The sequence below is a fragment of the Halopseudomonas pelagia genome (assembly GCF_009497895.1).
Classification (GTDB): domain Bacteria; phylum Pseudomonadota; class Gammaproteobacteria; order Pseudomonadales; family Pseudomonadaceae; genus Halopseudomonas; species Halopseudomonas pelagia_A.
In genome coordinates, this window is the sequence record NZ_CP033116.1 from 1,388,226 (window position 1) to 1,414,523 (window position 26,298).

Sequence of the window (26,298 nt, forward strand, 5' to 3'; positions counted from 1 at the left end):
TAAGGGCTTGGTGCGCTCGACTGTTAGGCGCCAATCCCTTAAGGTAATGAAAAATCGGACGCCCTGCTGCGGGGCCTACGCGGATAATGGATGCTTATGAGCAAGAGCCAGAAATACCTGGAGTTTGAACAGCCGATCGCTGATCTGCAGGCCAAGATCGAAGAGCTGCGATTGGTCGGCAGTGATAATTCGCTGAATATCACCGACGAAATCGCCCGTCTTCAGGACAAGAGCAAGTCGCTGACCGAAAGCATCTTCGGCAATCTGAGCAGCTGGCAGATCGCGCAGATGGCTCGGCATCCACAACGGCCTTATACGCTGGACTATATCAGCCAGATTTTTACCGATTTCGAAGAACTGCATGGCGACCGGCATTTCGCCGATGATGCCGCCATTGTGGGTGGTATTGCCCGCCTGGATGGCCGGCCGGTGATGATTATCGGGCACCAGAAAGGCCGCGACGTGAAGGAAAAGGTCCGTCGCAACTTTGGCATGCCCAAGCCGGAAGGCTACCGCAAGGCTTGCCGTTTGATGCAGATGGCCGAGCGCTTCAAGATGCCGCTGCTGACCTTTATCGATACGCCCGGTGCCTATCCAGGTATCGACGCTGAAGAGCGTGGTCAAAGCGAAGCCATTGCCTGGAATCTGCAGATCATGGCGCGGCTGAAAACGCCGATCATTGCCACCGTTATCGGTGAGGGTGGCTCCGGCGGGGCATTGGCGATTGGCGTCTGTGATCGACTGATGATGCTGCAATATTCGACTTATTCGGTGATTTCGCCGGAAGGCTGTGCCTCGATTCTGTGGAAAAAATCCGAGAAGGCTGCTGATGCTGCCGAAGCCATGGGTATTACCGCCGAGCGCCTGAAGGAACTCAAACTGGTCGATAACCTGATCGCCGAGCCACTTGGTGGCGCGCACCGCAAGCCGGAAGAAATGGCTGCGCGGGTCAAGGCCCAGTTGCTGGTCGAACTGGAGGCGTTGGAAAAACTGCCCGCTGACGAGCTGCTCGAGCGTCGTTACGATCGCCTGATGGCTTTCGGTCTGAAGTAGATGTTCTCCGCGCAGGAACTGCTCAGGCAGTTGCTGCCCTGCACGGACGCCTCGACCTGGTGGTTGGGGTTGTCCGGTGGCATGGACTCGATGGTTCTGCTCGATGCGTTGACCGAGCTGCGTTACCACTATTCGCTACCTCCCATCAAAGCTCTGCATATACACCACGGCCTGCATGCCGACGCCGACCTGTGGGCGGACCACTGCCTGCAGCAGTGTCGCGTGCGTGGAGTGGAGCTGACAATCGAGCGAGTGCAGCTGACGCCAGGCGCGAGCATCGAGGCCCAGGCCCGCGCGGCGCGCTACCACGCTTTCGCCGAGCATATGGGTAGCGATGATTGTCTGCTGCTGGCGCATCATCAGGATGATCAACTGGAAACTCTGCTGTTCAGATTATTGCGCGGCACGGGATTGCGTGGGTTAGCGGGTATGCCGCAGAGGCGGGCGTTGGCACAGGGACATTTGTACCGACCGCTGCTGGGCTGGAGCCGCTCGGAACTGCTGGCCTGGGCTGAGTCCAGACAATTGAGCTGGATAGAAGACCCGGCCAACCAGGATCAGCGTTTTGCCCGTACTCACTTGCGTCACGACCTGTTGCCACGCCTGCGTGACAGCTGGCCGGCGGCGCCGGATAGTCTGCTGCAATTGGCGGAGCATGCCGCGGATGCCAACCTGCTTCTGGATGAGCGCGCGCAGGATGATCTGCAACTGGCTCAGCCGGGCGTTACTGATCCCTGGTTGTGCGCCTGGCAAAGCCTGGATGCCGGCTACGTGCAGACCTTGTCGCTTCCGAGACAGGCCAATCTGCTGCGCTATTGGTGCCAGCTGAATCAGTTAGCGTCGCCACCCAGGCGGCAGCTGCAGGCGTTCCTCAGTCAGTTAGCTGCCGACGGCGATGGGCAGCCGGAAATGCGCGTGGCCGACTATCGGCTATGCCGCTCGTCGGGTCGCATTTGGCTATTGCCTGGCACCATGGCGGGCACACCTGTGCCCCAGTCTCTGCCCCTTTGGGGCGATACGTCATTGAGTGCCAGCAACGGTACACTGCTGATCAGGCCGGCAGAGCAGGGTATTGCCTGGCGTGCGGGTGTCTGGCAGGTCAGATATCGCCAGGGTGGTGAATTGATCAAGCTGCCAGGGCGCCCGACCCAGTCCTTGAAGGATTTGCTACAACAGGCAGGCATTCCGCCTTGGCTGCGTGCTCGGGTTCCGTTGCTATACTGCGACGAGCAGCTGGTTTCTATAGGCGGGCGCTGGAATGCTCAGGATGCGGCTGCGAGCGGCAATGAATCGGCATTTCAGGTCACTTGGGTGCCGCTAACGGATTGAGCAATCGGGGGGCGTCTGGTATCCTGACTTCCCATCTTGACGAGACTTTGGGAATCAACCAGTGCTTCCCCCAGGCTCCCTTCGATTCCCCGCGGCTCTGGTCGCTTAACAGTTCATTCAACGGGTTTTTCATGACGCGCTACATCTTCGTCACGGGTGGTGTTGTATCTTCATTGGGCAAGGGTATTGCTTCGGCTTCGCTTGCAGCCATTCTCGAAGCACGGGGCCTGAAGGTCACCATGCTCAAACTGGATCCGTATATCAACGTCGATCCCGGCACCATGAGTCCCTTCCAGCACGGTGAAGTCTTCGTTACCCACGATGGCGCTGAAACCGATCTGGATCTGGGTCACTACGAGCGTTTCGTCAGTGCAACCATGAGCCGCGCCAACAACTTCACTACCGGTCGTGTGTACGAGGAAGTACTGCGCAAGGAGCGCCGTGGTGACTACCTGGGTGCGACCATTCAGGTAATCCCGCACATTACCGACGAGATCAAGAGCCGCATCATCAAGGGCGCCGGCGATGCCGACGTGGCCCTGGTGGAAATTGGCGGTACGGTCGGCGATATCGAATCCCAGCCGTTTCTTGAAGCCATTCGCCAGTTGCGGGTGGAAGTCGGCGCCAAGCGCGCGATGCTCATGCACCTTACGTTGGTACCCTATATCGCGACAGCCGGTGAAACCAAAACCAAGCCTACGCAGCACTCGGTCAAGGAACTGCGCTCCATCGGCCTGCAGCCTGATGTGCTGATCTGTCGCTCCGATCATCCGATTGATCTGTCTTCGCGGCGCAAGATCGCGCTGTTCACCAACGTTGAAGAGCGTGCGGTTATTGGCCTGGAAGACGTCGACACCATCTACCGTATCCCCGCCGTATTGCACGCCCAGGGCCTGGATGATTTTGTTATCGAGCGCTTCGGCATCGAATGCGGCAGTGCCGACCTGTCCGAATGGGACCGTGTGGTGGCAGGCAAGCTGTACCCGAACAAGGAAGTGACTGTTGCCATGGTCGGCAAGTACATGGAACTGCTGGATGCCTACAAGTCGCTGATCGAAGCACTCAGCCACGCCGGTATCCAGAGTCAGACCAAGGTCACCATGCGTTATATCGATTCCGAAGAGATCGAGCTCAAGGGCGTTGGGCTGCTCGAGGGCGTCGACGCGATATTGGTACCGGGCGGCTTCGGTCTGCGCGGTGTGGAAGGCAAGATTGCCGCTGTGCGACACGCGCGTGAGAACAAGATTCCCTACCTGGGCATTTGCCTGGGTATGCAGGTGGCGGTGATCGAGTACGCCCGCAGCGTGCTTGGCTGGGCCGATGCCAACTCGACCGAGTTCGACAAGACTAGCGAGCATCCGGTGGTCGGCCTGATTACCGAATGGCAGAATGCCAGTGGTGACAAGCAGCAGCGCACCGAGGATTCCGATCTGGGTGGCACCATGCGCCTGGGCGGCCAGGAATGCGCGTTGACACCGGGTTCCAAGGCGCACGAATGTTACGGCAAGGATGTGATTGTTGAGCGTCACCGTCATCGTTATGAAGTCAATAACAACCTGTTGGCCGATCTCGAAGCCGGTGGGTTGAAAGTGACCGGTCGTTCGGTCGATGGTGCCCTGGTGGAAGTGATTGAAGTCGGTGACCACCCGTGGTTCGTGGCCTGCCAGTTCCATCCGGAATTTACCTCGACTCCCCGTTACGGTCATCCGCTGTTCAGTGGCTTTATTCAGGCGGCACTGGCCCAGCACAAGCTCAAGGGCTGAGGAATACAGATGCAACACAAGACGGTTCAGGTAACTGCACCCGCCGGGCAGACGATCGATATTGCCAATGACAAGCCCTTTGTGCTGTTCGGCGGCATGAACGTGCTGGAATCCCGGGACATGGCCATGCGCATTTGCGAGACCTATGTCGAGGTCACCAGCAAGCTGGGCATTCCCTACGTATTCAAGGCCAGCTTTGACAAGGCCAATCGTTCTTCGATCAACTCCTTCCGCGGCCCCGGTCTGGAAGAGGGGTTGAAGATATTCGAAGAGATCAAACGCACTTTCAATGTGCCGCTGATCACCGATGTGCACGAGCCGCACCAGGCTGCACCGGTTGCCGAAGTCTGCGACATCATCCAGTTGCCGGCTTTTTTGTCGCGGCAGACCGATCTGGTGGTGGCCATGGCCAAGACCCAGGCGGTGATCAATATCAAGAAAGCGCAGTTTCTGGCGCCGCAGGAAATGCGTCATATCCTCAGCAAGTGTGAAGAGGCCGGCAATGACCGGCTGATTCTCTGTGAGCGCGGCTCCAGCTTCGGCTACAACAATCTTGTGGTCGATATGCTCGGCTTCGGCATCATGAAGCAGTTCGAGTACCCGGTATTTTTCGATGTGACCCACGCACTGCAAATGCCCGGTGGGCGCAGTGACTCGGCCGGTGGTCGCCGTGCTCAGGTCACCGATCTGGCCAAAGCCGGTATGAGCCAAGGGCTGGCCGGCTTGTTTCTGGAAGCCCATCCGGATCCGGACAATGCCAAATGCGACGGCCCCTGTGCGTTGCGCCTGGACAAGCTTGAGCCCTTCCTGGCTCAGTTGAAGGCGCTCGACGAGTTGGTCAAAAGCTTTCCTGTGCTGGAAACCGCCTGATTACCCTTTTCTTTTTGTTAGATGGAGCAAGCTGCAACCATGGCTAAGATTATTGATATCAAGGGTCGCGAAGTTCTCGATTCCCGTGGCAATCCGACCGTTGAAGCCGACGTGATTCTGGAAGGCGGCCTGCAAGGCAGTGCCTGTGCACCTTCCGGCGCTTCCACCGGTTCGCGCGAAGCGCTGGAACTGCGTGACGGCGACAAGAGCCGCTATATGGGCAAAGGCGTACTAAAGGCCGTGGCCAATATCAATGGTCCCATCCGTGAGCTGCTGGTGGGTCGCGATGCGATCGATCAGGCGGGTCTGGATCGCGCCATGATCGAACTGGACGGTACCGAGAACAAGGCAACGTTGGGTGCCAACGCGATTCTGGCGGTATCCCTGGCTGCGGCCAAAGCGGCTGCCCAGGCCAAGGGCGTGCCCTTGTACGCGCATATTGCCGATCTGAACGGCACGCCTGGTGTTTATTCCATGCCGGTTCCGATGATGAACATCATCAATGGCGGCGAACATGCGGACAACAACGTCGATATTCAGGAATTCATGGTCCAGCCGGTCGGCGCGAAGAACTTTGCCGATGCCCTGCGTATGGGTGCAGAAATTTTTCACCACTTGAAGGCAGTGCTGAAGGCGCGCGGTTTGAGCACATCCGTGGGCGATGAGGGCGGTTTTGCGCCGAACCTGGCGTCCAATGAAGATGCACTGGCAGCGATTGCCGAAGCGGTAGCCAACGCCGGTTATACCCTGGGCGACGACGTGACTCTGGCCCTGGACTGTGCGGCCAGCGAATTCTACAAGGATGGCAAATACGATCTGGCCGGCGAAGGCCAGGTGTTTGATGCCACCGGCTTTGCCGATTACCTGGCCGGTCTGACCCAGCGTTATCCGATCATCTCCATAGAAGATGGCATGGATGAATCCGACTGGGCTGGCTGGAAGACCCTGACCGATAAAATTGGCGCCAAGGTGCAACTGGTCGGCGACGATCTGTTTGTGACCAATACCAAGATTCTCAAGCGCGGTATCGACGAGTCCATCGGTAATTCGATTCTGATCAAGTTCAACCAGATCGGCTCGCTGACCGAAACCCTGGAAGCCATTCAGATGGCCAAGGCCGCCGGCTTTACCGCGGTGATCTCCCACCGCAGTGGCGAAACCGAAGACAGCACCATTGCCGATCTGGCCGTGGGCACTGCTGCCGGGCAGATCAAGACTGGTTCTCTGTGCCGTTCTGATCGGGTGTCCAAGTACAACCAGCTGCTGCGCATCGAAGAGCAACTGGATGGCAAGGCGCCGTACAAAGGTCGCGCTGAATTCCGTGGCTGATCACCGGTGAAATGGCTCTGGTTGGTCGCGCTGCTGTTGCTGGGCGGGCTGCAATATCGTCTGTGGGTAGGCGATGGCAGTCTGGCCCATGTCACCCAGCTCAAGCAGCAGATTGACGAGCAGGCTCGTGAGAACGAGCAGCTGCTGGAACGCAATCGCGTGCTCACGGCCGAAGTGATTGAGCTCAAGCAGGGTCTGGAAACCGTTGAAGAGCGTGCCCGGCATGAGTTGGGCATGGTCAAGGAAGGCGAAACCCTGTTTCAGCTGAGCGACGAATGAGCCTGCCTTTCTGGGTGGTGATTCCTGCGGCGGGCGTTGGCTCGCGCATGCAGGCGGATCGACCCAAGCAGTACCTTCCCCTGGGCGATCGCGCCCTGATTGAACATACCCTTGATTGCTTTCTCGGCCAGCCCGGCCTGAACGGGCTGGTGGTCTGTCTTGCCGACGATGATGCCTGGTGGCCGGCGCTGGCCTGTGCTGCCGATCAGCGTATCCAGCGTGCTGCTGGTGGGCGAGAGCGGGCCGACTCGGTGCTTTCTGGTTTGCACAAGCTCAGTGAGCTTGGGGCGCAGGACATTGATTGGGTGCTGGTGCATGACGCCGCGCGCCCGCATCTTGCCGCCACCGATCTGCATAAGCTACTGAATAGTCTGCGGGATGATCCAGTCGGCGGTCTGCTTGCCGTGCCGGTACGCGATACGCTCAAACAGGCAGATGCCGATGGTCGGGTGACCGCTACACCGGATCGTTCGCTGTTCTGGCAAGCTTACACGCCGCAGATGTTCCGCCTTGGGGCCCTGCGTCAGGCGCTGGCCGATGCGCTGGCCTGTGGCGCGTTGGTTACCGATGAGGCTTCAGCGATGGAGCGGGTTGGTTTGGCTCCTCGACTGATCGAAGGGCGGGCGGACAATATCAAGGTTACTCGTCCCGAAGATATGGACTGGTTTGCCCGGTTACTCTGACGCTGTTCTCGTTTTAGGCAACTCAACCCCCTGACATTTCCTTTTGCTACCTGATTCAGGTGGCGTGTGGGTCTGCATGCAATTCCGGTTGACCCTGTGTGCATGAGTAAATATGCTGTACGCATATACAGTATTCTACTTGCAGGTTCCCCCATGCTTTCTCTCCACTTTACTCACATTGCTCGTGGTGTAGTCTTCAGGTGCCTCAGTCTGGACTGGATTCAATGATGGGCTCGGTCGTATCACTCTCCACCTTGCTCGATGAGCGGCGGATCTGGCGCGGCCAGCCCGCTGCGGTGCCTGCTGCTGGACAGTCGACGGGGTTTGCCGAGCTGGACATGGCCTTGCCGTCGGGTGGCTGGCCAGAGGCAGCGCTGAGTGAAATCCTCATCCAAGCCGAAGGCACCAGCGAGTTGCAGTTGCTCTGGCCAACTCTCAAGCGCTTGTCGGCAGCCGGTGAACGGGTGGTGCTGATCGGCCCACCGCATACTCCCTTTGCTCCGGCCTGGCAGGCTGCGGGTATCAGTTTGGGCTGTTTGTCAGTCATTCAGGCCAGCGGCAGCGATGCCCTTTGGGCGGCGGAGCAATGCCTGCGCTCTGGAGCTTGCGGCGCGGTGTTGTGCTGGCCGCAGCGAGCCAATGACCGGGTATTGCGGCGTTTGCAGGTCGCAGCGGAGACCGGGCAGACCCTGGGTTTTGCCTATCGGCCGATCGAGGAGGCAATCAACCCGTCGCCCGCTGCTTTGCGCCTGACTATTGAAAGTCAGCCGAGGCAGTTGCGGGTGCTCAAGTGTCGCGGCGGCCTGGCTCCTGCCAATCCCATCCCTTTTAATCTGCGGCATTGAGATCATGCTCTGGGCCTGCATATTGTTGCCACAACTGGCACTGGACGCAGTGCTGCGTGGTGTGGCTGATCCCCAGGCGCCGCTGGCGCTGATCAGTGGTACGCCGCAACGTCGAGTGCTGCAAACGGTCAATGCCGCTGCTCGGGAACTGGGGCTGCGGCCGGGCCAGTCGCTGGCCGCCGCGCAGATGCTGTCGCGGGATTTTGCCATGCGGGAATATGATCCGGCGCAAATCGAGCGATGGCATGCTTTTCTTGCCGCCTGGGCTTACCGATTCAGCTCGCATGTCAGCCTGCACTACCCGCGGGCGTTGGTGATGGAAGTCGAATCGAGTTTCGCCTTGTTCGGACCCTGGGAGCGCTTCGAAGCACGGCTGCGCGAAGAATTGACCGCCTTGGGTTTTCGCCATCGGATTGTATTGGCGCCGAACCCGGCGGCGGCACGTATTCTGAGTAACGCGCATGACGGCTTGGCGGTGCAGCAAGTCGAGACTCTGCGACAGATGATCGAGCAGATGCCGGTGACCCGTGCCGGCTTTGACGCAGAGACCTCGCGGGCTTTTACCCGTATGGGGCTGCACCGCTTGCATCAGATACTGGCATTACCGCGATCCGGTTTGGCTAAACGCTTTCCCGAAGAGGTACTCAAGCATCTGGATACGCTGCTCGGCCTCAGAGCGCAGGCCCTGGAATGCTATGCGCCAGCGGATTTCTTCGATGTGCGTATTGAGCTGAATTTCGATGTCGGCTCACACCAGGCGCTGTTGTTTCCGCTACGGCGGCTGACTTCGGATCTGGCGGCGTTTCTGGCCGGCCGTGACAGTGGCGTGCAGCGCTTCGTGCTGCATCTGGAGCATCGCGAGGGTGAAGACAGCCTGGTGTCAGTAGGTCTGCTCAGTGCTGAGCGCGATGCCGCGATGCTCTTCGAGTTGGCGCGGGGCCGCTTGGAGCAGTTGCAGGTAAGAGCGCCGGTACAGGCGCTGCGATTGCTGGCCAGAGATCTTCCAGCTTTTGTACCGCAAAAACGCGAACTCTTTGAGGAGCGACCGCAGCAAACCCTGCCTTGGGAGCAGCTACGCGAACGCTTGCGCGCGCGCTTGGGCGATGACGCTGTCGCAGCCCTCTCAGTGCGCCCTGATCACCGTCCCGAACAGGCTTGGCGGACCTCAGAGGCACGTGCGCCTTTTTTATTGAGTGACCGCAGTAGCGCCAGACCCGGATGGTTGCTGCAAGAACCGCAAGCACAGTTGAGTGGTTTGCGGGTTCTTGCCGGTCCGGAGCGTATCGAAAGCGGTTGGTGGGACGGCGGCGACATGCGCCGCGATTACTACCTGGTGGAAACCCAGTATGGCCAGCGCGGCTGGGCCTACCGGCCAGTGGGGCAGGGCGGACCGCTGTGGCTGCACGGCTGGTTCGCATGAACACGGACGCGCAGGTGGTTCGCGCTGAGGGCTACGTCGAGCTGCACTGCCTGTCGAATTTCAGTTTCCAGCGCGGCGCCTCCAGCGCTCAGGAACTGTTCGAGCGCGCTCAACAGCATGGTTACGGCGCGCTGGCGGTGACCGATGAATGTTCTCTGGCCGGTATCGTTCGCGCCTGGCAGGTTTCAAAGGATACCGGCTTGCCTTTGATTGTCGGCAGCGAGATGCAGGTCGAAAGCGGGCCCAAGCTGGTGCTGCTGGCAGAAAATCTGCAGGGTTACCAGCGCCTGTGCTGGTTGATCACCCAAGCCCGGCGCCGCGCTCCCAAAGGCGAGTATCGTCTGCTAGCAGATGATTTTCAGTCAGCGCTGGACGGTCTGCTGGCGCTATGGCTGCCCGATGAACAGCCTTGCCTGAAGCAGGGTGAATGGTTGCGCGAGCTGTTTCCCCAAGCCCTGTGGCTCGCGGTAGAGCTGCACTGTGGTCAGGATGACGATCAGCGCCTGGCGCAACTACGCGAAGCCGGGCAAATGCTGAACCTGCCACTGGTCGCCACTGGCGATGTACACATGCATGCCCGCGGCCGCCGTGCCCTGCAGGACACCATGACTGCGGTGCGCCATCATTGCACCCTGTCCGAGGCAGGCTTGCGCTTGTTTCCGAATGGTGAACGGCACTTGCGTTCACCTGATGCACTGGCAGAAATCTATCCCGCGGACTTGCTCGTTGAAACTCAATCGATCGCCGCGCGCTGTACCTTTGAACTGGGGCAACTGCGCTATCAATATCCGCATGAGCTGGTTCCGCAAGGCGAAACACCGGCCAGTTGGCTGCGTGAATTGACTGAGCAGGGGATTCGCTGGCGCTGGCCTGACGGGGTAACTGACAAGGTACGGTTGCAGATCGACAAGGAACTGGAGCTGATCAATTTCAAGGAATATGAGAGTTACTTTCTTACCGTGCATGACATCGTTCGCTTTGCCCGTGAGCGGCATATTCTCTGTCAGGGCCGCGGCTCTGCGGCCAACTCGGCGGTGTGTTTTGCGTTGGGCATTACCGAAATCGACCCGGCAAAATCCAATCTGCTGTTCGAGCGCTTTCTGTCCCGCGAACGCAATGAGCCGCCGGATATCGATGTGGATTTCGAGCATGATCGCCGGGAAGAAGTGATCCAGTATGTATTTCGCCGTTATGGTCGGCATCGTGCGGCCTTGACCGCAGTGGCCAGCAGTTACCGTGGAGCCGGTGCCATCCGTGATGTGGCCAAGGCGCTGGGCATGCCTGCGGATCAGATCAATGCACTGGCCGACTGTTGCGGGCGTTGGAGCAGCAAGGTGCCCTCGGATGAGCGCCTGCGTGAATCCGGTTTTGATCCGGCACATCCGTTATTGCATCGGGTATTGAAACTGACCGAGGAACTGATCGGATTTCCCCGGCACCTGTCGCAGCATCCGGGCGGTTTTGTGATTTCCGAGCAGCCATTGCATACGCTGGTGCCGGTGGAAAATGCGGCGATGGATGAGCGCACCATCATCCAGTGGGACAAGGACGATCTGGATCTGGTCGGCCTGCTCAAGGTGGATATTCTCGCCCTGGGCATGCTCAGCGCGCTGCGCCGCACTTTCGATCTGCTGCGCCTGCACCGCGGGCGCGATCTGACCCTGGCAACCATTCCCGCCGAGGATAAGCCTACCTACGAGATGATCAGCCGCGCCGACACTGTCGGTGTATTCCAGATCGAATCGCGCGCGCAGATGGCCATGCTGCCTCGGCTCAGACCAGAGAACTTCTATGATCTGGTCATCGAAGTGGCGATTGTTCGTCCCGGCCCGATTCAGGGCGATATGGTGCATCCCTATCTGCGGCGGCGCAATGGCGAGGAGGAGGTGACCTATCCGTCAGCGCTGGAAAAGGTGTTCAAGCGTACTCTTGGCATTCCGTTGTTTCAGGAACAGGTGATGGAACTGGCCATTGTTGCGGCTGGTTATACCGCCGATGAAGCCGACAAGCTACGCCGTAGCATGGCCGCCTGGAAGCGCCATGGTGGTTTGGAGCCACACCAGAAGCGCCTGACCGAAGGCATGTCGGAGCGCGGCTATACCGCCGAGTTTGCCGCGCGGATCTTTGAACAGATCAAGGGCTTTGGCAGTTACGGTTTTCCCGAGTCGCATGCCGCCAGCTTCGCATTGCTGACCTACGCCAGTTGCTGGCTGAAATGTCATGAGCCGGCGGCCTTTACCTGCGCGCTGATTAACAGTTGGCCGATGGGCTTTTACAGCCCCGATCAGTTACTGCAGGACGCACGCCGTCATCAGTTGGAGACCCTGCCGGTGGATGTACGTTACAGCCAGTGGGACTGCACGCTGGAGGGCGGCGGTGAGACTGAAGAGCAGCAGCCGGCGATTCGGCTGGGGTTATGTATGGTCCGCGGCTTTCGCGAGGACGATGCACAGCGCATTACCGAATGCCGTGAGCAGGCGGCATTTGCTGATGTGGCGGAGCTTAGCGAGCGAGCACAGTTGTCTTCACGTGCGCGAGAACTGCTTGCCGATGCCGGCGCCCTGCGTGGCTTGGCCGGGCATCGTCATAGGGCACGTTGGGCAATTGCCGGTGTGGAGCCGCAGATGCCATTGTTTGCCGGCCTGGCCTGCGAGGAAGAAGCCGCCGTCATGTTGCCGGAGCCGACTCAAGGGCAAGACCTGCAGGCCGATTATGCCAGTGTAGGAACAACGCTCGGCCCGCATCCGCTGAGGCTGCTGCGCGAACAACTGACGGCAAGGCGCTGCCGCAGTTCGCGGGAACTGCCCCTGATCGAAAGCGGTCGGCCGGTCTCGGTGGCGGGGCTGGTGACCGGGCGGCAAAAACCCGGTACCGCCAGCGGGGTGATTTTTGTCACCCTTGAAGATGAGTACGGCATGGTCAACGTGGTGGTCTGGCACGAGCTCGGCGAGCGCCAGCGACGTGAGCTGCTTGGCTCACAGATGATGCAGGTGGATGGTTATATCGAGTCGGAGAAGGGTGTGATTCATCTGATCGCTCGGCGGCTGCACAATCTCAACCCGCTGTTGGCGGGGTTGGATGTGCGCAGCCGGGATTTTCAATAGCGGTCAAATCTTCAAAGCGAGTAATGCCGCAGCTCGCGTGCGATCAGCAGGCGCTGTATTTCGCTGGTGCCTTCGTAGATCTGGGTAATACGCGCATCCCGATACAAACGCTCGACCGGATAATCCTCCAGATAGCCGTAACCCCCGTGGATCTGGATCGCTTTGCTGCAGACCGCCTCGGCCATTTCACTGGCGAACAGCTTGGCCTGGGAGGCTTCCGATAGACATGGCAGTCCTGCCGTGCGCAGGCGTGCGGCATGCAGAATCAGCAGGCGGCTGGCATTGAGTTGCATATGCATGTCGGCGAGCATGTTGGCAATGCTCTGGTGTTCGGTCAGGGCCTGACCGAACTGCGTGCGTTCTCGTGCATAACTCAGCGCGGCCTCGAACGCAGCTCGGGCAATGCCCAGCGCTTGTGCGGCAATGCCGATACGCCCACCTTCCAGGCCTGACAGGGCGGTGGACAGGCCCTTGCCCCGCTGGCCAAGCAGCGCGCTTTCCGGGAGGCGGCAGTTATCCAGGCTAATGGCGCAGGTATCCGAGCCACGAATGCCCAATTTGTGCTCCATGCGCTCGACGCGAAAGCCAGGGTTATCGGTTGGTACCAGAAATGCCGACAGGCCCTTCTTGCCCAAATCCGGATCGGTCACCGCAAACACCACCGCCAGGCTGGCGCGTTTGCCGTTGCTGACAAACTGCTTGGCGCCATTGAGCACCCATTCGCCGTTTTCCAGCACCGCGCGGGTGCGCAGGTTGTGCGCCTCGGAGCCGGCCTGGGGCTCGGTCAGACAGAAGCAGCCAATCGCTTCCCCGCTGGCCAGCTTGGCCAACCAGGTCTGTTTTTGCTCGTCCGTGCCGTAATTCAATACCGGGCCGCAGCCGACCGAGTTGTGTACACTCATCAGTGCGCCGGTGGCGCCGCAACCGGCCGAGACTTCTTCCACGGCCAGCGCATAGGCGACATAGTCCACATAACTGCCGCCCCATTCCTCGGGTACGACCATGCCGAGCAAACCCAATTCGCCCATCTGCTGGATCACGCTGCTGTCGATCCAGCCGCTCTTGTCCCAACCGGCAGCGCGGGGTGCCAGCTCTGCCTGGGCAAACTGCCGGGCCATGTCGCGAATCAATCGCTGGTCTTCGCTCAGTTCCAGATCATTCATCAGATTCCCTCGAAAAAGGCATGGACCCGTGCAGGTTTCAGCTCGCCTATTGTGGGCGGATTCCAGCGTGGCTGCTTGTCCTTGTCCACTAACAGTGCGCGCACTCCTTCGGCAATATCACCGTCGTTGAACCACTGGCGATCCAGGTGCAGTTCCATCGCAAAACAGTCTTCCAGGGATTTTTCCCGGCCATGGCGCAGCAACTCCAGAGTCACCGCCATGGCCAGCGGCGAGCGGCTGTCCATCAGGCGTACGGTGTCTTGCGCCCATTGCGTGAAGGCCGGGCGAACCTCTTCCTGCAGCGACTGGCGTATCGCCGCCAGGGTTGATTGGCCGAAGTGCAGGTCGATGGCAGGTTGCAGCGCGCTCAGGTCGGCGGGCGGCAGGTCTGAGGTGCCAAGCGCCTTCAGGACATTCTCAAGACGGTCGTGCTCCCAGCGCAGACCATCCAGTGCCTGATCCAGCTCATCCAGGCGTTCAACCGCAATGCACAGGTCTGCCAACTGCAGATGCAGGGCATCGGCGACTTTTACCTGGGCGCCGGTCAGGCCCAGATACAATCCCATTTCGCCGGGCAGGCGCGGCAGGAAATAGCTGCCGCCGACATCCGGGAAGTAGCCAATACCGGTTTCCGGCATACCCAGTTTCGATCGTTCGGTGACGATGCGCAGGCTGGCGCCCTGGGCCAGCCCCATGCCGCCGCCCAGCACAAAGCCATCCATCAATGCGATAACCGGTTTGGAGTAGGTGTGAATGCTCAGATCCAGCGCGTACTCTTCGGCAAAGAAGGTTTCTATCGCCTGGGCGTCACCGGCCAGGTGCTGATCGTAGAGCGTGCGTATGTCACCGCCGGCACAGAAGGCTTTTCCGCCATTGCCGCGCAGCATGACCGCTTCGATCTGGCTGTCTGCAGCCCACTCGTTCAGGTATCCCTGCAGCAGCCTGACCATTTCCAGACTCAATGCATTCAGCCCAGCAGGGCGGTTCAGGGTCAGGTGGCCGATTCTGTTGCGAACCTCGGCCAGCACAGGTGCCTGCACATCAGTCATTCGGTATCTCCGGTGTAGAGTTTGATGATTGCGGAAAAATCCAACGCGCCATGTCCCTGGCTGCTGAAAGATTGGTATAGCTGCTGGGCAAGAGCCCCCAGCAGAACCGGTTGTTGCGCATGTTTGGCCGCTTCGGTAGCCAGGCCCAGATCCTTGAGCATCAGGTCCGTGCCAAAGCCGCCACTGTACCCACGCGCGGCCGGCACATTTTCCATGACCCCGGGGTAGGGATTATAGGTGTCCGAACTCCAGCAACGTCCGCTGGATGTATTGATGATGCCGGCCAGTACCTCAGGCTCCATACCCAGGGATACCCCCAGGTTCATGGCCTCGGCTGTACCAATCATGGAGATGGCCAGCAGCATGTTGTTTGCCACCTTGGCTACCTGGCCATTGCCGGCGGGGCCGCAATGCACAATATTCTTGCCCATGCTCTGCAGAACCGGCAGCGCATGGGCGAAATCCCCCTCGCTGCCGCCGACCATAAAGGTCAGGGTGCCCGCTGCGGCTCCGCCAGTACCGCCGGAGACAGGGGCGTCAAGCATGGGGTTGTTCTGCTGTTCAGCCGCTGCCGCCACTTCCCGAGCACTGAGAGGGTCAATGGTCGAGCTGTCGATCAGCCTTACGCCCGGACGGATGTTAGCGAGCAAGCCTTCTTCGCCCAGATACACAGCTTTGACCTGTTTGGCTGCCGGCAACATGGTGATGATCAGTTCGCAATCCAGGGCCGCGATGCCCTGCACCGATGCCGCATTGGCGGCTCCGGCTGCGACCAATGCATCCACTGCTGCTTGAGACAGGTCAAAGACACTAAGCTGATGGCCTGCGGCGATCAGGTTGTGAGCCATGGGGCTACCCATGTTGCCTAGTCCGATAAAACCGATATGCATGGCGGCACTCCCTTTATGAGGATGTACGGGTGTGGTTAGCTACGGGTCGATACGGTAAATGCTCATGTTGAGGGAGGATAGCCCATGTTAATGGGCATGTGAGGCAGATAAAGCAGGTAAATCAGCCGGAAGCCGGACCTGGCTCAGGAATGGCCGGACGCCTGCAGGGGCACCCGCACATTACTGCGCGCCAGAGCGTACTTCAGAGTAGAACAGGCGGCGTAGTTCACCACTCTTGTCCAAACTTGCCAGCGCGGCCTGCATTCGCGGGGCGATGCCCTCATTGGATGCCCGTTTTGAAATATACAGATGGGCTGCCTGGCCGCGGGTATGTACGTCATAGCGGAATACATCGGGCTGCAGTTCCAGTGCCTTGAGGCTGTGGTGGAATACCACATCGCTGCTGATCAGCGCATCCAGGCGGTCGAGGTGCAGCATCTCTATCGCTTGCTCAAGACTGTAGACCGGGATCTTGATCACCTCAGCGTTATGCTCGAAAGCTTCGCCGTAATAGGTGCCGCTGATATAGCCAACCCGCTTGCCTTCCAACGCCCCCAGAGTCAGCTTGCCGGTATAGTCTTTGGCGGTTACCAGCAAAATGTCCGCGCTCAACACCACCCCCAGGCTATCTGCGAATCCATCAAGGTAGGGGTTTTCGAACAGAACGGTGAAATCGGCTTCGCCTTCCTTGAATTTGGAGAGAAGACGTTGGGGGGGTAGAACCCGGTTATCCAGCTTCAGTTGAGCTTCTTGGGCCAGTTGTTCGGCCAAAATGCTGAGCAACCCGGCTGGAGTGCCATCCTTCTCCAGATAACCCCATGGCCACACGTCAGCAGTCATGAACAAAAGTCTGTCCGCTTCAACTTTATGATTATCGCCGAAGGCGTTGGGTACACAGAGCGCCAGGAGCAGCGCGTACAGAAAACGACAGGCCATGTTCACCATGATTGCGAGTTATAGTTTTCCTTAGTATACGCCAGGGATTGCTGCCGGGGAGGGGGGATTCAATGATAAAACGGCCCAAATCGCAGGCAAAAAAAACCGCTGAAGGACAAGTCCGTTCAACGGTTTTTAAACTGGTTGCGGGGGCAGGATTTGAACCTACGACCTTCGGGTTATGAGCCCGACGAGCTACCAGACTGCTCCACCCCGCGTCTGTGGGCGCCATTCTACTCATTGAGCGTTGGCTGTCAAGCAATTGAACGGAAAAGATTTTTTATTTCCGGTATTCGCTCCGGAGCGGTAATTGATACCCAGATTTGCCGAGAAACGGCAGGGATAATTCAAGATCATAAATTGACGTCAAAATGACATCATTGCAAATTGGCTATCCGTGAAGCATGGAATATACTTTGTCTCAGGCTATGCCATAAAAATAACAATACAGCAGTTGCCCTGAAGGGGGATTTTCTTGCCAACCACTGCCGATCGCTATCACATCTCCACATGGGGCGGGGAGTTTACCGACCCCACCACCGAGCGGGCCTACCGCGAACACGTTGAGCAGAGTACTGCGAAGAGTTTGATTGTGGCGCTACGCGTATGGGCGGCGCTGGTAGTGCTTTTTGGTTTTCTGGATTTTCTAGCGCTGGGTGTTTCCGAAGGGTTTATCCATCTGATCAGTACTCGCGTGTTGTCCGCCAGCCTTTTGCTGTTGCTTGCCTGGCGTTTGCGCACCAAACCGCAGTTGGCGACCGAGGGTTATGCCGTCACCGCATTGGAAGTAGTCGGTTTTGTTCTGTTCTTTCTTATTTACATAATTCGACCCGACATCGTTTCCTGGAATATCGGGGTGACCCTGATCATTTTGATCAGTCTGTACATCTTCGTGCCCAATAGGGTGGTGCTGTCCAATATTGGCGCAGCTTTTGGTATTGCCGGTACGATTTATTGCATTGCTCTGCGCGATGTTGAGCCCACACTGTTGGTGGGGCTGACCTTTGTGCTGCTGTTCCCGGCGATTATTGGCTATGCAGCCGGGTTGCGCCTTCAGACAGGCCAGCGCCAGCAATATGCACTGTTCAACGAAACGGTACGGGTCAACCAGTCGCTGCAGGAAGAGATCAAGCGCCGGGAGCATCTCGAGCTGGAATTAAAGCTGCAAGCCACTACCGATCCTCTCACTGGACTGTTCAACCGCCGACAGTATGAATCCCTGTTCCATCGTGAGCTGGACAGGGTACGCAGGCATGCCAGTGCCTTGTCATTGTGTGTGGTGGATTTGGATCATTTCAAGAAAATCAATGATGAGCACGGTCATGATGTTGGCGACCAGGTGCTCAAGCACGTGTCGCGGTTATTTGTCGACACCTTGCGCAATACCGACATCGTCGGCCGCTTCGGCGGCGAGGAGTTCATCCTGCTGCTGCCGGATACTGATCTGCGTTGCGCGGTACAGGTGTTGAATCGGTTGCGTGAGCGGTTGCAATCAAGCCTGGTACCGGTTGAGGGCCTGAGTGTTCAGCTCACCGCCACATTCGCCGTGACCGAAGTAAACGAACAGGATGAGGGTATAGAAGATGTCATCCGCCGCGCGGACCGGGCGCTTTACGACGGCAAAAAAGCTGGGCGCAACTGTGTTGTCCCCAGTTGAATCCAGCTCAGCGGAGCATGGCGCTTAATCAGAGTGTTCTTGCCTGATCGGGTACAATGGGGCAGTTGAAACCACCCGGTAGAGCCGCTCTTGCGCAAGATTATCCACGTAGATTGTGATTGCTTCTACGCAGCCATCGAGATGCGCGATGATCCGCGCCTGCGTGGTCGGCCGCTGGCTGTGGGTGGTGATCCGGGAAAGCGCGGCGTGGTGGCCACCTGTAACTATGAAGCCAGGGCTTATGGCGTGCGTTCGGCAATGGCCTCCGCCTATGCCCGCAAGTTGTGCCCGGACCTGCTGATCGTGCCGCCGCGGATGGCGGTGTATCGCGAAGCGTCGCAGGCAATCCAGGCGATCTTCAGTGATTACACCCCTCTTATTCAGCCGCTGTCGCTGGACGAAGCCTTTCTGGATGTGAGCAATAGCGAAGCGTGCCGCGGCAGCGCCACGCTGATGGCGCAGGAAATCCGCCGCAAAGCATTTGCCAGCCAGGGCATCACCGTGTCTGCTGGTGTGGCGCCGAACAAGTTTCTGGCCAAGATCGCCAGTGACTGGAACAAGCCGGATGGTCTCAAGGTGATTCTACCCGACGAGGTAGAAGCCTTCGTCAAAACGCTGCCCATCGAGCGCTTGCACGGCGTAGGCAAGGTCACTGCTGCGCGTATGAAAGGATTGGGCATTGACGTCTGCGGCGAGCTGCTACCTTGGCGCAAGCAGGATCTTGCCAAGGAGTTCGGCAGTTTCGGTGAGCGTTTGTGGCAGTTGGCACGGGGCATAGATGATCGCCCGGTAGTAGTGGAAAGCAAGCGTCAATCGGTCAGCGTGGAAAATACCTATGATCATGACCTGTCCGACCTGGACGCCTGCCTGAATGCATTGCCGCCATTATTGGAAAAGCTCGCCCTGCGCCTGGGGCGACTGGAAGGCGAGTACCGGGTGAGCAAACCCTTCGTAAAGCTGAAGTTTCACGACTTCACCCAGACGACGCTGGAGCAGGCGGGCTCGCCGGTTAGCCCGGACGGTTACCGCGACCTCTGCACTCAGGCCTTCGCCCGGGGCAATCGGCCGGTGCGCTTGATTGGTGTCGGCGTTCGGCTGGACAGTAGCCACAGCCTGCTCGGCGAGCAACTCAACCTGTTCTGAGCTTCAGCCTCAGTGCAACTGCCGCGCGCAGGTTGGGCACAGGTGGTTATCCCCGTGCGGAGTCCAGCCCAGTTCGCTGATGCGCGCAACGGCTTTGGCGGTGCGCTTGGGCAGGTCGTCCTTGTCCAGGGCGAGAAATTCGAAGGCTTGCTCTTTTTGGCACTGATCACACTTGATCGACCAGCCAAGTACCGACTGACCGCGCAGATCCGGGCCTTTTGCCGTAGCCGTCCACTGACCTGGGGGATTGATCAGGTAGCGAATTTTCTCCACTTGCAGTCTGAGCGGCAGATCACGACTACCCTTGACGGTACAGATCAGGCTATCCCCGGATTGCACGCCACCGCCCTGGCCGGTCACTTGATAAAGCCCGCCTGCCAGCGTGCGGCATTCGATCAGCGTGTGAGCGGAGTTCAGCAGGTTGCGTCGGAAGTCGTGTTCAGCCATGTCCAGTACCAGTTAAAAAGGGCTGGGCATGATAACACCGGAGCCGGGTGGCATATCACTCGAATCACTGATGGTCGGAGTGACCCGTCATGCAGGCTATGATGGGGGTCAGAAGTGTCTCATCACACACCACAAGAGGATAAATTATGAGCGTCAAGCAACTGTTCGATCTGACCGGCAAGGTTGCCCTGATCACCGGCGGCACCAAGGGTCTGGGCCTGCAAATGGCGGAAGCGCTCGGCGAGCAGGGCGCCAAGATCTTTATCAGCGCGCGTAATGCTGCCGAAGTGGAGCAGGTGGTCAAAGACCTCGAAGCACAGGGCATTCAGGCTGGTGGTATTGCCTGCGACCTGGGCAAGCTGGATACCAAGCCGGTTTCTACGCTGGTGGACGCCGCTGAAGCCAAATTCGGCACTGTGGACATCCTCATCAACAACGCCGGTACTACCTGGGGCCAGCCCGCCGAAGAGCACAGCTATGAAGGCTGGCAGAAGGTCATGAGCCTGAACGTTGATGTGTGTTTCCTGATGGCCCAAGAAGTTGCGCGCCGCTTCATGATTCCCCGTCAGTCCGGCAAGATCATCAACATCGCTTCCATCGCCGGATTCAAGGGCAATCGCGCCAACTCCGGCATTCACACTGTGGCCTACAACACCAGCAAGGCAGCGGCGATCAACCTGACGCGCGCACTCGCCGGTGAGTGGGGCCCGCACAATATCAACGTCAACGCCATCTGCCCGGGTTACTTCCCGACCAAAATGGCCAAAGGTCTGGAAAAGGTGACCGAGCTGATCAAGTCCGGTACTCCGCTTGGGCGCATTGGTGGTGAGGAAGATATCAAGGGTGTTGCGGTGTTTCTGGCAACCGAAGCGTCACGGCATGTCACCGGCCAGGCTATCGCGGTAGATGGCGGCAACTCGGTGGTATAACTCAGCAGCTGAACATGAAAAAGGCGCCTCAGGGCGCCTTTTTTACGAATGATGACCGTCGAATTATTTACCTAACCCGCGGCTGATATTCTTGGCTGCACTGAATATTTCTTCGCGGTGGTCGCGCTCCAGGGTTTCCATTTGTTGCTCATGTAGCTGGCGCTCGGCTTTGCCCAGATCTTTCCAGCCCTGATGGGTGGGAATGTGGACAGTAGCATCGTAGATCCTTTCAAACACGGACACATCCAGGTCGGCACGGCGGGGGCCATAATAGTTGTCGAGCAGTACCTTGATGCGGATCGAGCCTTCAATCAACGGCAGTTGACCTTCCAGCAGACTGTTGGCCAGAATGATGATGTCGCCTTCCAGACGTTGATTGCGATCTGCGGCCACTGCGCGTTGCTCAGTCTCGCGCGCCAGGACTTTTTTCCAGAGCATGTAGGCGTAGGCTGCCAGCGCCACAATGATGATCACGCCTGCGGCAACAAGCCAGGTAAAAGTAGTCATTGTATAAAAGCCATTAATTGAAAAGTGCTTGTTGGAAGGGCTGCATCGAGATCAGGCAGCTCAAAATCTCAAGTTGACCGGATCCAGCATGCCTTTCTCGTGCAGCGTCACGGTCGGCGATAGAAACAGCCCCGTACGAATATGACCCTCAATCCGGTAGCTGACCGGCTGCTGGTCGTCAATCATCTTGACTACATCACGAATATGACGCCAGAGATTGGACCTGACATTCAATTCAAAATATTCCGAGCCATAGGCCGGCACAGTGAAATGCGCATCGCTCACGCCGGTCGCCAGCCGCGCTTCATTCAGATAGATCTCGTAGTGCATGCCGCGAATGGGCAGGCTGCGATCATTGGGGTTGTCGACTCGCAGGCCTAACTGGAACGTCTGTTCCCACAGATTGGCTTTGAGCATTTCGACATTCGCCAGACTGATGTCGGGCTTTTCATAGGATCGACCCAGGCCAAACATCGCGCAACCGCTAAGCCATAATGCGCAGCTAATAAGCAGCGCCAAGGTCGGTAATGATCTGTGCACTCTGTCCCTCCTGGTCGAGTCGGGCTGATCTCGTTATTAAGTTGTCGTACAGCCCGCGCCTGTCCATACTAATCAAATGCGGCAGGCACTGCTTAACATATCACTGCAAATCACTACAAAGGAGAGACAAGATGCCTCTTTTTGAAATTGCGTTTCATGGACAGGTTCGCCCCGGCGTTACAGCGGAGCAGGCCAGGGCGCGGATCGGACAGTTGTTTCAGGTTGGTGACGAGCAGTTGAATGTCCTGTTTTCCGGCCGGCGAGTAGTGATCAAGCAGGGATTGGATGAGGCCTCGGCTGATAAATACCGCCAGGCAATCGAACGCGCTGGGGCCGTGTGCAGTGTAGATTCGATGGAGCAGGAAGAAACTCCTGCGCCGGTACCATCCTCCGCCGCGAGCGCAGCCCCATCCGCTCCACCAAACCCTGCGGGCGGTGCCTCGTTAAAGCCGCGGGATGCCTATATGGCTGCCTTCAGTGAAGTGGAAGCGCCGGACTTCGGCATTGCCCCGGTCGGTGCAGATATGCAGGATGAGTACGAAGAGTTTGTGGATCTGCCCATTGACCTGTCAGCGCTGAGCCTGGCGCCGGCCGGCAGCGACCTGGAGCAGTTGCGGCCCGAGGTCGCCCCGGTCAAGCCCAACATCGACCATCTCAGGCTTCAAGATTAAGCAGTGCTGCAGCTTAAACGCTGCAGCACTGCTTGAACTTCCTGCCTGAGCCACAGGGGCAGGGATCGTTTCTGCCAGCCTTGATCGGATGGTTTGGATCGATAAAAAACCAACGCGCCTGACGTTTGCCAAAATCCGAACATTCACGGTGACTGTGGCGTTGCCCATCGGGGTCCGCCCAGTGTGCAATAAAGGTCACCTGTGCGCGTTGCGTATGTTGATCAACCGGCGGTGCGTCTTCCACATCCAGCCCGAGCCAGGTACTGGCGCTGCTCCACTGCGCCATCGCATGACGGTCAAGTGCGGATTGCTGGGCTGGAAGGGTACTGCTCACCAGATAGTCAATCAGCCCAAGCGTGTAAGCGCTGTAACGCGAGCGCATCAGGCGCTCGGCGTTGGGCGCTGCGGTGCCTTGGTGCAACGGCTGACAGCACTGCTGATATTGCTCGCCGCTGGCGCAAGGGCAGTCAACCGGGACAGAGGGTGAGGCTTGGTCTTGCATGCTTACCACCAGTATTTATCAAACATTTCCGGGTTGGCCCAGTACTTGGAATTAAGCCAGTCCGGCACGCTCTTGTATTCAGCCAGGTCATAGGTGAATAGCGTCAGGCTGCGTTGATCTTTTTCAAAGCGCGCGTGACGCTGCATGGCCAGCCCGAAAAAATCGTTCTCCTGCCAACCTTCCGCCTGGTGCAAATCCACCAGCACCGCCATACGGCTGACGCTGAGGTTTCGCAGGCCGGCCAGCAACTCAACGCCGGTGCGCATGGCCAAGGTTTCCAATTGGTCGGCAACAATCGCCAGATCATAACGGCGGTTAGCCAGCTCCGCCGGTAGAGGCACCTGGTCGGTAGTCGTCACCTCACAGCCGGTATGCTCTGCACAAAAAGCACTCACGGCCGGTACGGGCTCGCGGCTGATGCATAGCAGGCTGGCCGGCTGATACTGATCAAGTATCGCCAGCAGGGCAGAAGTGGGGCTGTCGGACATGGGCTTTCCTGTCGAGCAAAAAATCAGGGCATCCAGCTTCAGGCCTTAACCCGCGCGCCGCAAGCAAAAACTGCAAGCAAACTTGTTTGCCGCTGAGCGGTCGTTGTCGCCTAGCTGATCATCGTAGAAAGATCATCAGTGTTATCATGCCCGCCTTGTCCGGAGCCCGCATGCTGAATGATGAACTGAAAGGCCAGATCCAGACGGCCTACCGCACCTTTCTCGAAAACAAGTCCCTGAAGCCGCGCTATGGCCAACGGATGATGATTGCCGAGGTCGCCAAGCTGTTCGGCGGTATCAAGCTGGACGACGAAAACCGTCGTGACGGCGATCCGGCTGTGGCAGTTGTGGAAGCGGGCACCGGCACCGGCAAGACGGTCGCCTATTGCCTGGCGGCCATCCCGATTGCTAAGCACCTGGGCAAACCGCTGGTGATCTCCACCGCCACGGTCGCGCTGCAGGAACAGATCGTGCTCAAGGATCTGCCCGATATTCAGCGCAACGCCGGGCTGAATTTCCAATTTTCCCTGGCCAAGGGCCGCGGTCGTTATGTCTGCCTGTCCAAGCTCGACCAACTGCTCAGTGAAAACCAGTCCCTGGCCAGCCGGCAGCAGGGTTTTGCCGACGAAGGCTTTAATCTGGAAGTGGACGAAGCTGGGCTCAAGCTCTACACGCGCATGGTCGAGTCACTGGCCAGCAAGAAGTGGGACGGCGAACGCGACTCCTGGCCCGAGGCGTTGGCAGATCAAGACTGGTCGCGGCTGACCACTGACCATATCCAGTGCACCAACCGGCGCTGCGGGCATTTCAACCAGTGCGTGTTCTACAAGGCCCGCGAAGGCGTGCAAAAGGTTGATGTGATCGTCACCAACCACGATCTGGTGCTCGCCGACCTGGCGCTAGGTGGCGGCGCCATCCTGCCCGACCCACGTGATTGCCTGTATATCTTCGATGAAGGCCATCACCTGCCGGACAAAGCCATTGCCCACTTCGCCCACCATACGCGCATGTCGGCTACCGCCGAGTGGCTCGAGCAACTGGACAAAAATCTAAGCAAGCTGCTGGCGCAACATCCGCTGCCCGGCGATTTTGGCCGCTTCCTTGAACAGGTGCCGCAACTGGCACGTGACCTGAAACCGCATCAGCAATTCATGGCACAGGCACTGACCGAGGTATCCGACTTCGCCAGCGCCGAAGATGTCACCGGTCAGGTCCGGCCGCAACACCGTTTCAAGGACGGCGTGATCCCCGAGCATCTGCGGGATATGGGCGTTGAACTCAAGGCTGGCTTCGGGCGTATCACCGATTTGCTGCAACGCCTGGTCGATCAACTGAAGGATGCGATGGACGGTGAAGCCGTGGGCGTTACCTCACATCAAGCCGAGGAATGGTACCCCCTGTTCGGTGCACTGCTGGCGCGTTCACAGGCTAATTGGACGCTGTGGACCCAGTTCTGCCTCGAAGACGCCGACGATAAGCCACCCACCGCGCGCTGGCTGACCCTGACCGAGCAGAATGATATAGAAGTGCACGTCAGCCCAATCATGGCGGCTGATACGCTGCGGCAATTTCTCTGGTACACCGCGTTCGGTTGCCTGGTTACTTCTGCGACCTTGACTGCTCTTGGCCGTTTCGACCGCTTCAGCATGCGCGCTGGTCTACCGAAAAATGCGGTTTGCACCCTGGCCCCCAGCCCGTTCCAATACGCCGAAAAGGGCGTGCTGCGCATTCCCAATCATGGCGCCGACCCGCGAGATGGCCCGGGCCACAGCGCCTCCATCATCGAGCATTTGCCGAGCATTCTGGACGATGCGATGGGCAGTTTGGTGCTGTTCTCCTCGCGCCGGCAGATGCTCGAGGTCTACGCCGGGTTACCGCGCGACTTCCGCGAGCGCGTGCTGGTGCAAGGCGATCTGTCGAAGCAGGAGCTGATCCGCCAGCACCGCGCGCAAGTCGACAAGAACAATCAGAGCGTTATCTTTGGCTTGGCCAGCTTTGCCGAAGGCGTAGATTTGCCCGGGCGGTACTGCGAACACGTAGTGATTGCCAAGATTCCCTTTGCCGTACCCGATGATCCGGTCGAAGCGGCGCTCAGCGAATGGATCGAACGCAATGGCGGCAACCCCTTTATGGAAATCGCTGTGCCAGACGCCAGCCTGCGACTGATCCAGGCCTGCGGACGATTGCTGCGTAATGAGCAGGACAGCGGCGTGGTTACCTTGTTGGATCGCCGACTGGTCACCCAGCGTTATGGCAAGGCCATTCTGAATGCGCTGCCACCCTTTCGCAGGGAAATCGATTAGCCGGAATTTAGCGGCAAGCCACAAGCCACAAGCCACAAGAAGCAAACCGTGTTTCTATGACTGATCCGCAGTGACGAAAAGGCTATGTTGCTGGGTCCGCCAGACGACTACCGAGAACGGTCCAAATCCTGGACGATTTGGATCGAGCCCCCAGGGGTAAGGCAAGCGTTTGCGAAGCACTGCTTCGCGCGCAGCCGAACGACGGCGATCTGTGATCGGCGGCCGGCCCGGAGGGGGTTCACGGCGGTTCTCGGTAGTGGTCTGGTGGATCCAGCCACTCGGATCTCTCGGACGACCTATCACGGAATCGCATATAAACAAGATTCCAGCGTTTATACCTGCTGAAATCGACCTTCCGCTCAGGTTTAATAACCTCATAACAATCTCCAACAGGGAAG

At 58.6% G+C, this 26,298-nt stretch carries 24 protein-coding genes and 1 tRNA gene; 15 read left to right on the forward strand and 10 right to left on the reverse strand.

What is annotated here, in order from left to right; translation table 11 throughout:
- Positions 1-96: 96 nt before the first annotated feature.
- From accA to EAO82_RS06625, 10 genes are all read left to right on the forward strand, one after another.
- Positions 97-1,053 carry an acetyl-CoA carboxylase carboxyl transferase subunit alpha gene (gene accA, locus EAO82_RS06580; RefSeq protein ID WP_096346710.1) on the forward strand — a complete coding sequence of 319 codons (957 nt, stop codon included), beginning with the start codon at positions 97-99 and terminating at the stop codon, positions 1,051-1,053.
- On the forward strand, positions 1,054-2,382 hold the full coding sequence (gene tilS / locus EAO82_RS06585) for a tRNA lysidine(34) synthetase TilS (RefSeq protein WP_096346709.1): 1,329 nt from the start codon (positions 1,054-1,056) through the stop codon (positions 2,380-2,382).
- Positions 2,383-2,513: 131 nt separating this feature from the next.
- Complete coding sequence (locus tag EAO82_RS06590) at positions 2,514-4,145, forward strand: CTP synthase (RefSeq protein ID WP_096346708.1); 1,632 nt, start codon at positions 2,514-2,516, stop codon at positions 4,143-4,145.
- A 9-nt stretch (positions 4,146-4,154) separates the two neighbouring features.
- Positions 4,155-5,015, forward strand: a complete 861-nt coding sequence (kdsA, locus tag EAO82_RS06595) for a 3-deoxy-8-phosphooctulonate synthase (RefSeq protein ID WP_096346707.1) — start codon at positions 4,155-4,157, stop codon at positions 5,013-5,015.
- A gap of 39 nt (positions 5,016-5,054) precedes the next feature.
- Positions 5,055-6,344 (forward strand): phosphopyruvate hydratase, encoded by a 1,290-nt coding sequence (eno, locus tag EAO82_RS06600; RefSeq protein WP_096346712.1) that lies wholly within the window; start codon positions 5,055-5,057, stop codon positions 6,342-6,344.
- Positions 6,345-6,350: 6 nt separating this feature from the next.
- Entirely contained in the window at positions 6,351-6,623 is a 273-nt protein-coding gene (ftsB, locus tag EAO82_RS06605; protein WP_096346706.1) for a cell division protein FtsB, read from the forward strand.
- A complete protein-coding gene (gene ispD, locus EAO82_RS06610; RefSeq protein WP_096346705.1) occupies positions 6,620-7,306 on the forward strand; it encodes a 2-C-methyl-D-erythritol 4-phosphate cytidylyltransferase in 687 nt (228 codons plus the stop codon). Before ftsB ends, ispD begins: the two co-directional genes overlap by 4 nt.
- Positions 7,307-7,533: 227 nt before the next feature.
- Positions 7,534-8,151: a translesion DNA synthesis-associated protein ImuA gene (imuA, locus tag EAO82_RS06615; protein ID WP_096346704.1), complete on the forward strand. Its 618-nt coding sequence runs from the start codon at positions 7,534-7,536 to the stop codon at positions 8,149-8,151.
- Positions 8,152-8,155: 4 nt separating this feature from the next.
- Positions 8,156-9,571, forward strand: a complete 1,416-nt coding sequence (locus EAO82_RS20970) for a Y-family DNA polymerase (RefSeq protein WP_096346703.1) — start codon at positions 8,156-8,158, stop codon at positions 9,569-9,571.
- Entirely contained in the window at positions 9,568-12,675 is a 3,108-nt protein-coding gene (locus EAO82_RS06625; protein ID WP_231703301.1) for an error-prone DNA polymerase, read from the forward strand. Before EAO82_RS20970 ends, EAO82_RS06625 begins: the two co-directional genes overlap by 4 nt.
- Positions 12,676-12,686: 11 nt before the next feature.
- On the opposite strand, the gene EAO82_RS06630 is transcribed toward EAO82_RS06625, so the two are convergent.
- From EAO82_RS06630 to EAO82_RS06650, 5 genes are all read right to left on the reverse strand, one after another.
- The gene (locus EAO82_RS06630) at positions 12,687-13,838 is read right to left on the reverse strand and encodes an acyl-CoA dehydrogenase family protein (RefSeq protein ID WP_096346701.1); all 1,152 of its coding nucleotides are present in this window, start codon (positions 13,836-13,838) and stop codon (positions 12,687-12,689) included.
- Positions 13,838-14,887 carry an enoyl-CoA hydratase/isomerase family protein gene (locus EAO82_RS06635; protein ID WP_096346700.1) on the reverse strand — a complete coding sequence of 350 codons (1,050 nt, stop codon included), beginning with the start codon at positions 14,885-14,887 and terminating at the stop codon, positions 13,838-13,840. Before EAO82_RS06635 ends, EAO82_RS06630 begins: the two co-directional genes overlap by 1 nt.
- On the reverse strand, positions 14,884-15,777 hold the full coding sequence (gene mmsB / locus EAO82_RS06640; RefSeq protein WP_096346699.1) for a 3-hydroxyisobutyrate dehydrogenase: 894 nt from the start codon (positions 15,775-15,777) through the stop codon (positions 14,884-14,886). Before mmsB ends, EAO82_RS06635 begins: the two co-directional genes overlap by 4 nt.
- 180 nt (positions 15,778-15,957) lie before the next feature.
- Entirely contained in the window at positions 15,958-16,617 is a 660-nt protein-coding gene (locus tag EAO82_RS06645) for a substrate-binding periplasmic protein (protein WP_174958753.1), read from the reverse strand.
- A 237-nt stretch (positions 16,618-16,854) separates the two neighbouring features.
- Positions 16,855-16,931: transfer RNA gene (locus EAO82_RS06650), tRNA-Met, on the reverse strand.
- 257 nt (positions 16,932-17,188) lie between these two features.
- Between EAO82_RS06650 and EAO82_RS06655 the strand changes: the two genes are divergently transcribed.
- On the forward strand, positions 17,189-18,370 hold the full coding sequence (locus tag EAO82_RS06655) for a GGDEF domain-containing protein (protein WP_174958756.1): 1,182 nt from the start codon (positions 17,189-17,191) through the stop codon (positions 18,368-18,370).
- A gap of 90 nt (positions 18,371-18,460) precedes the next feature.
- The gene (dinB, locus tag EAO82_RS06660) at positions 18,461-19,513 is read left to right on the forward strand and encodes a DNA polymerase IV (RefSeq protein WP_096346696.1); all 1,053 of its coding nucleotides are present in this window, start codon (positions 18,461-18,463) and stop codon (positions 19,511-19,513) included.
- 9 nt (positions 19,514-19,522) lie between these two features.
- On the opposite strand, the gene EAO82_RS06665 is transcribed toward dinB, so the two are convergent.
- On the reverse strand, positions 19,523-19,960 hold the full coding sequence (locus EAO82_RS06665; RefSeq protein WP_096346695.1) for a hypothetical protein: 438 nt from the start codon (positions 19,958-19,960) through the stop codon (positions 19,523-19,525).
- A 146-nt stretch (positions 19,961-20,106) separates the two neighbouring features.
- Between EAO82_RS06665 and EAO82_RS06670 the strand changes: the two genes are divergently transcribed.
- A complete protein-coding gene (locus tag EAO82_RS06670; protein ID WP_096346694.1) occupies positions 20,107-20,889 on the forward strand; it encodes an SDR family oxidoreductase in 783 nt (260 codons plus the stop codon).
- A gap of 63 nt (positions 20,890-20,952) precedes the next feature.
- Here the strand turns inward: EAO82_RS06670 and EAO82_RS06675 are convergent, their stop codons facing one another.
- Both EAO82_RS06675 and EAO82_RS06680 read right to left on the reverse strand, forming a co-directional pair.
- Positions 20,953-21,396 carry a DUF2489 domain-containing protein gene (locus EAO82_RS06675; RefSeq protein WP_096346693.1) on the reverse strand — a complete coding sequence of 148 codons (444 nt, stop codon included), beginning with the start codon at positions 21,394-21,396 and terminating at the stop codon, positions 20,953-20,955.
- 60 nt (positions 21,397-21,456) lie between these two features.
- The gene (locus tag EAO82_RS06680) at positions 21,457-21,936 is read right to left on the reverse strand and encodes an LEA type 2 family protein (RefSeq protein WP_143520312.1); all 480 of its coding nucleotides are present in this window, start codon (positions 21,934-21,936) and stop codon (positions 21,457-21,459) included.
- A 131-nt stretch (positions 21,937-22,067) separates the two neighbouring features.
- On the opposite strand from EAO82_RS06680, the gene EAO82_RS06685 reads away from it, so the two are divergent.
- The gene (locus EAO82_RS06685; protein ID WP_096346691.1) at positions 22,068-22,607 is read left to right on the forward strand and encodes a hypothetical protein; all 540 of its coding nucleotides are present in this window, start codon (positions 22,068-22,070) and stop codon (positions 22,605-22,607) included.
- Positions 22,608-22,620: 13 nt separating this feature from the next.
- Here the strand turns inward: EAO82_RS06685 and EAO82_RS06690 are convergent, their stop codons facing one another.
- Together EAO82_RS06690 and EAO82_RS06695 are read right to left on the reverse strand one after the other, a co-directional pair.
- On the reverse strand, positions 22,621-23,109 hold the full coding sequence (locus EAO82_RS06690; RefSeq protein WP_096346690.1) for a YchJ family protein: 489 nt from the start codon (positions 23,107-23,109) through the stop codon (positions 22,621-22,623).
- A 2-nt stretch (positions 23,110-23,111) separates the two neighbouring features.
- On the reverse strand, positions 23,112-23,597 hold the full coding sequence (locus EAO82_RS06695; protein WP_096346689.1) for a DUF6231 family protein: 486 nt from the start codon (positions 23,595-23,597) through the stop codon (positions 23,112-23,114).
- Between the two features lie 170 nt (positions 23,598-23,767).
- Here EAO82_RS06695 and dinG point away from each other — a divergent pair, with 170 nt between their 5' ends.
- On the forward strand, positions 23,768-25,900 hold the full coding sequence (gene dinG / locus EAO82_RS06700; RefSeq protein WP_096346688.1) for an ATP-dependent DNA helicase DinG: 2,133 nt from the start codon (positions 23,768-23,770) through the stop codon (positions 25,898-25,900).
- Positions 25,901-26,298 lie beyond the last annotated feature (398 nt).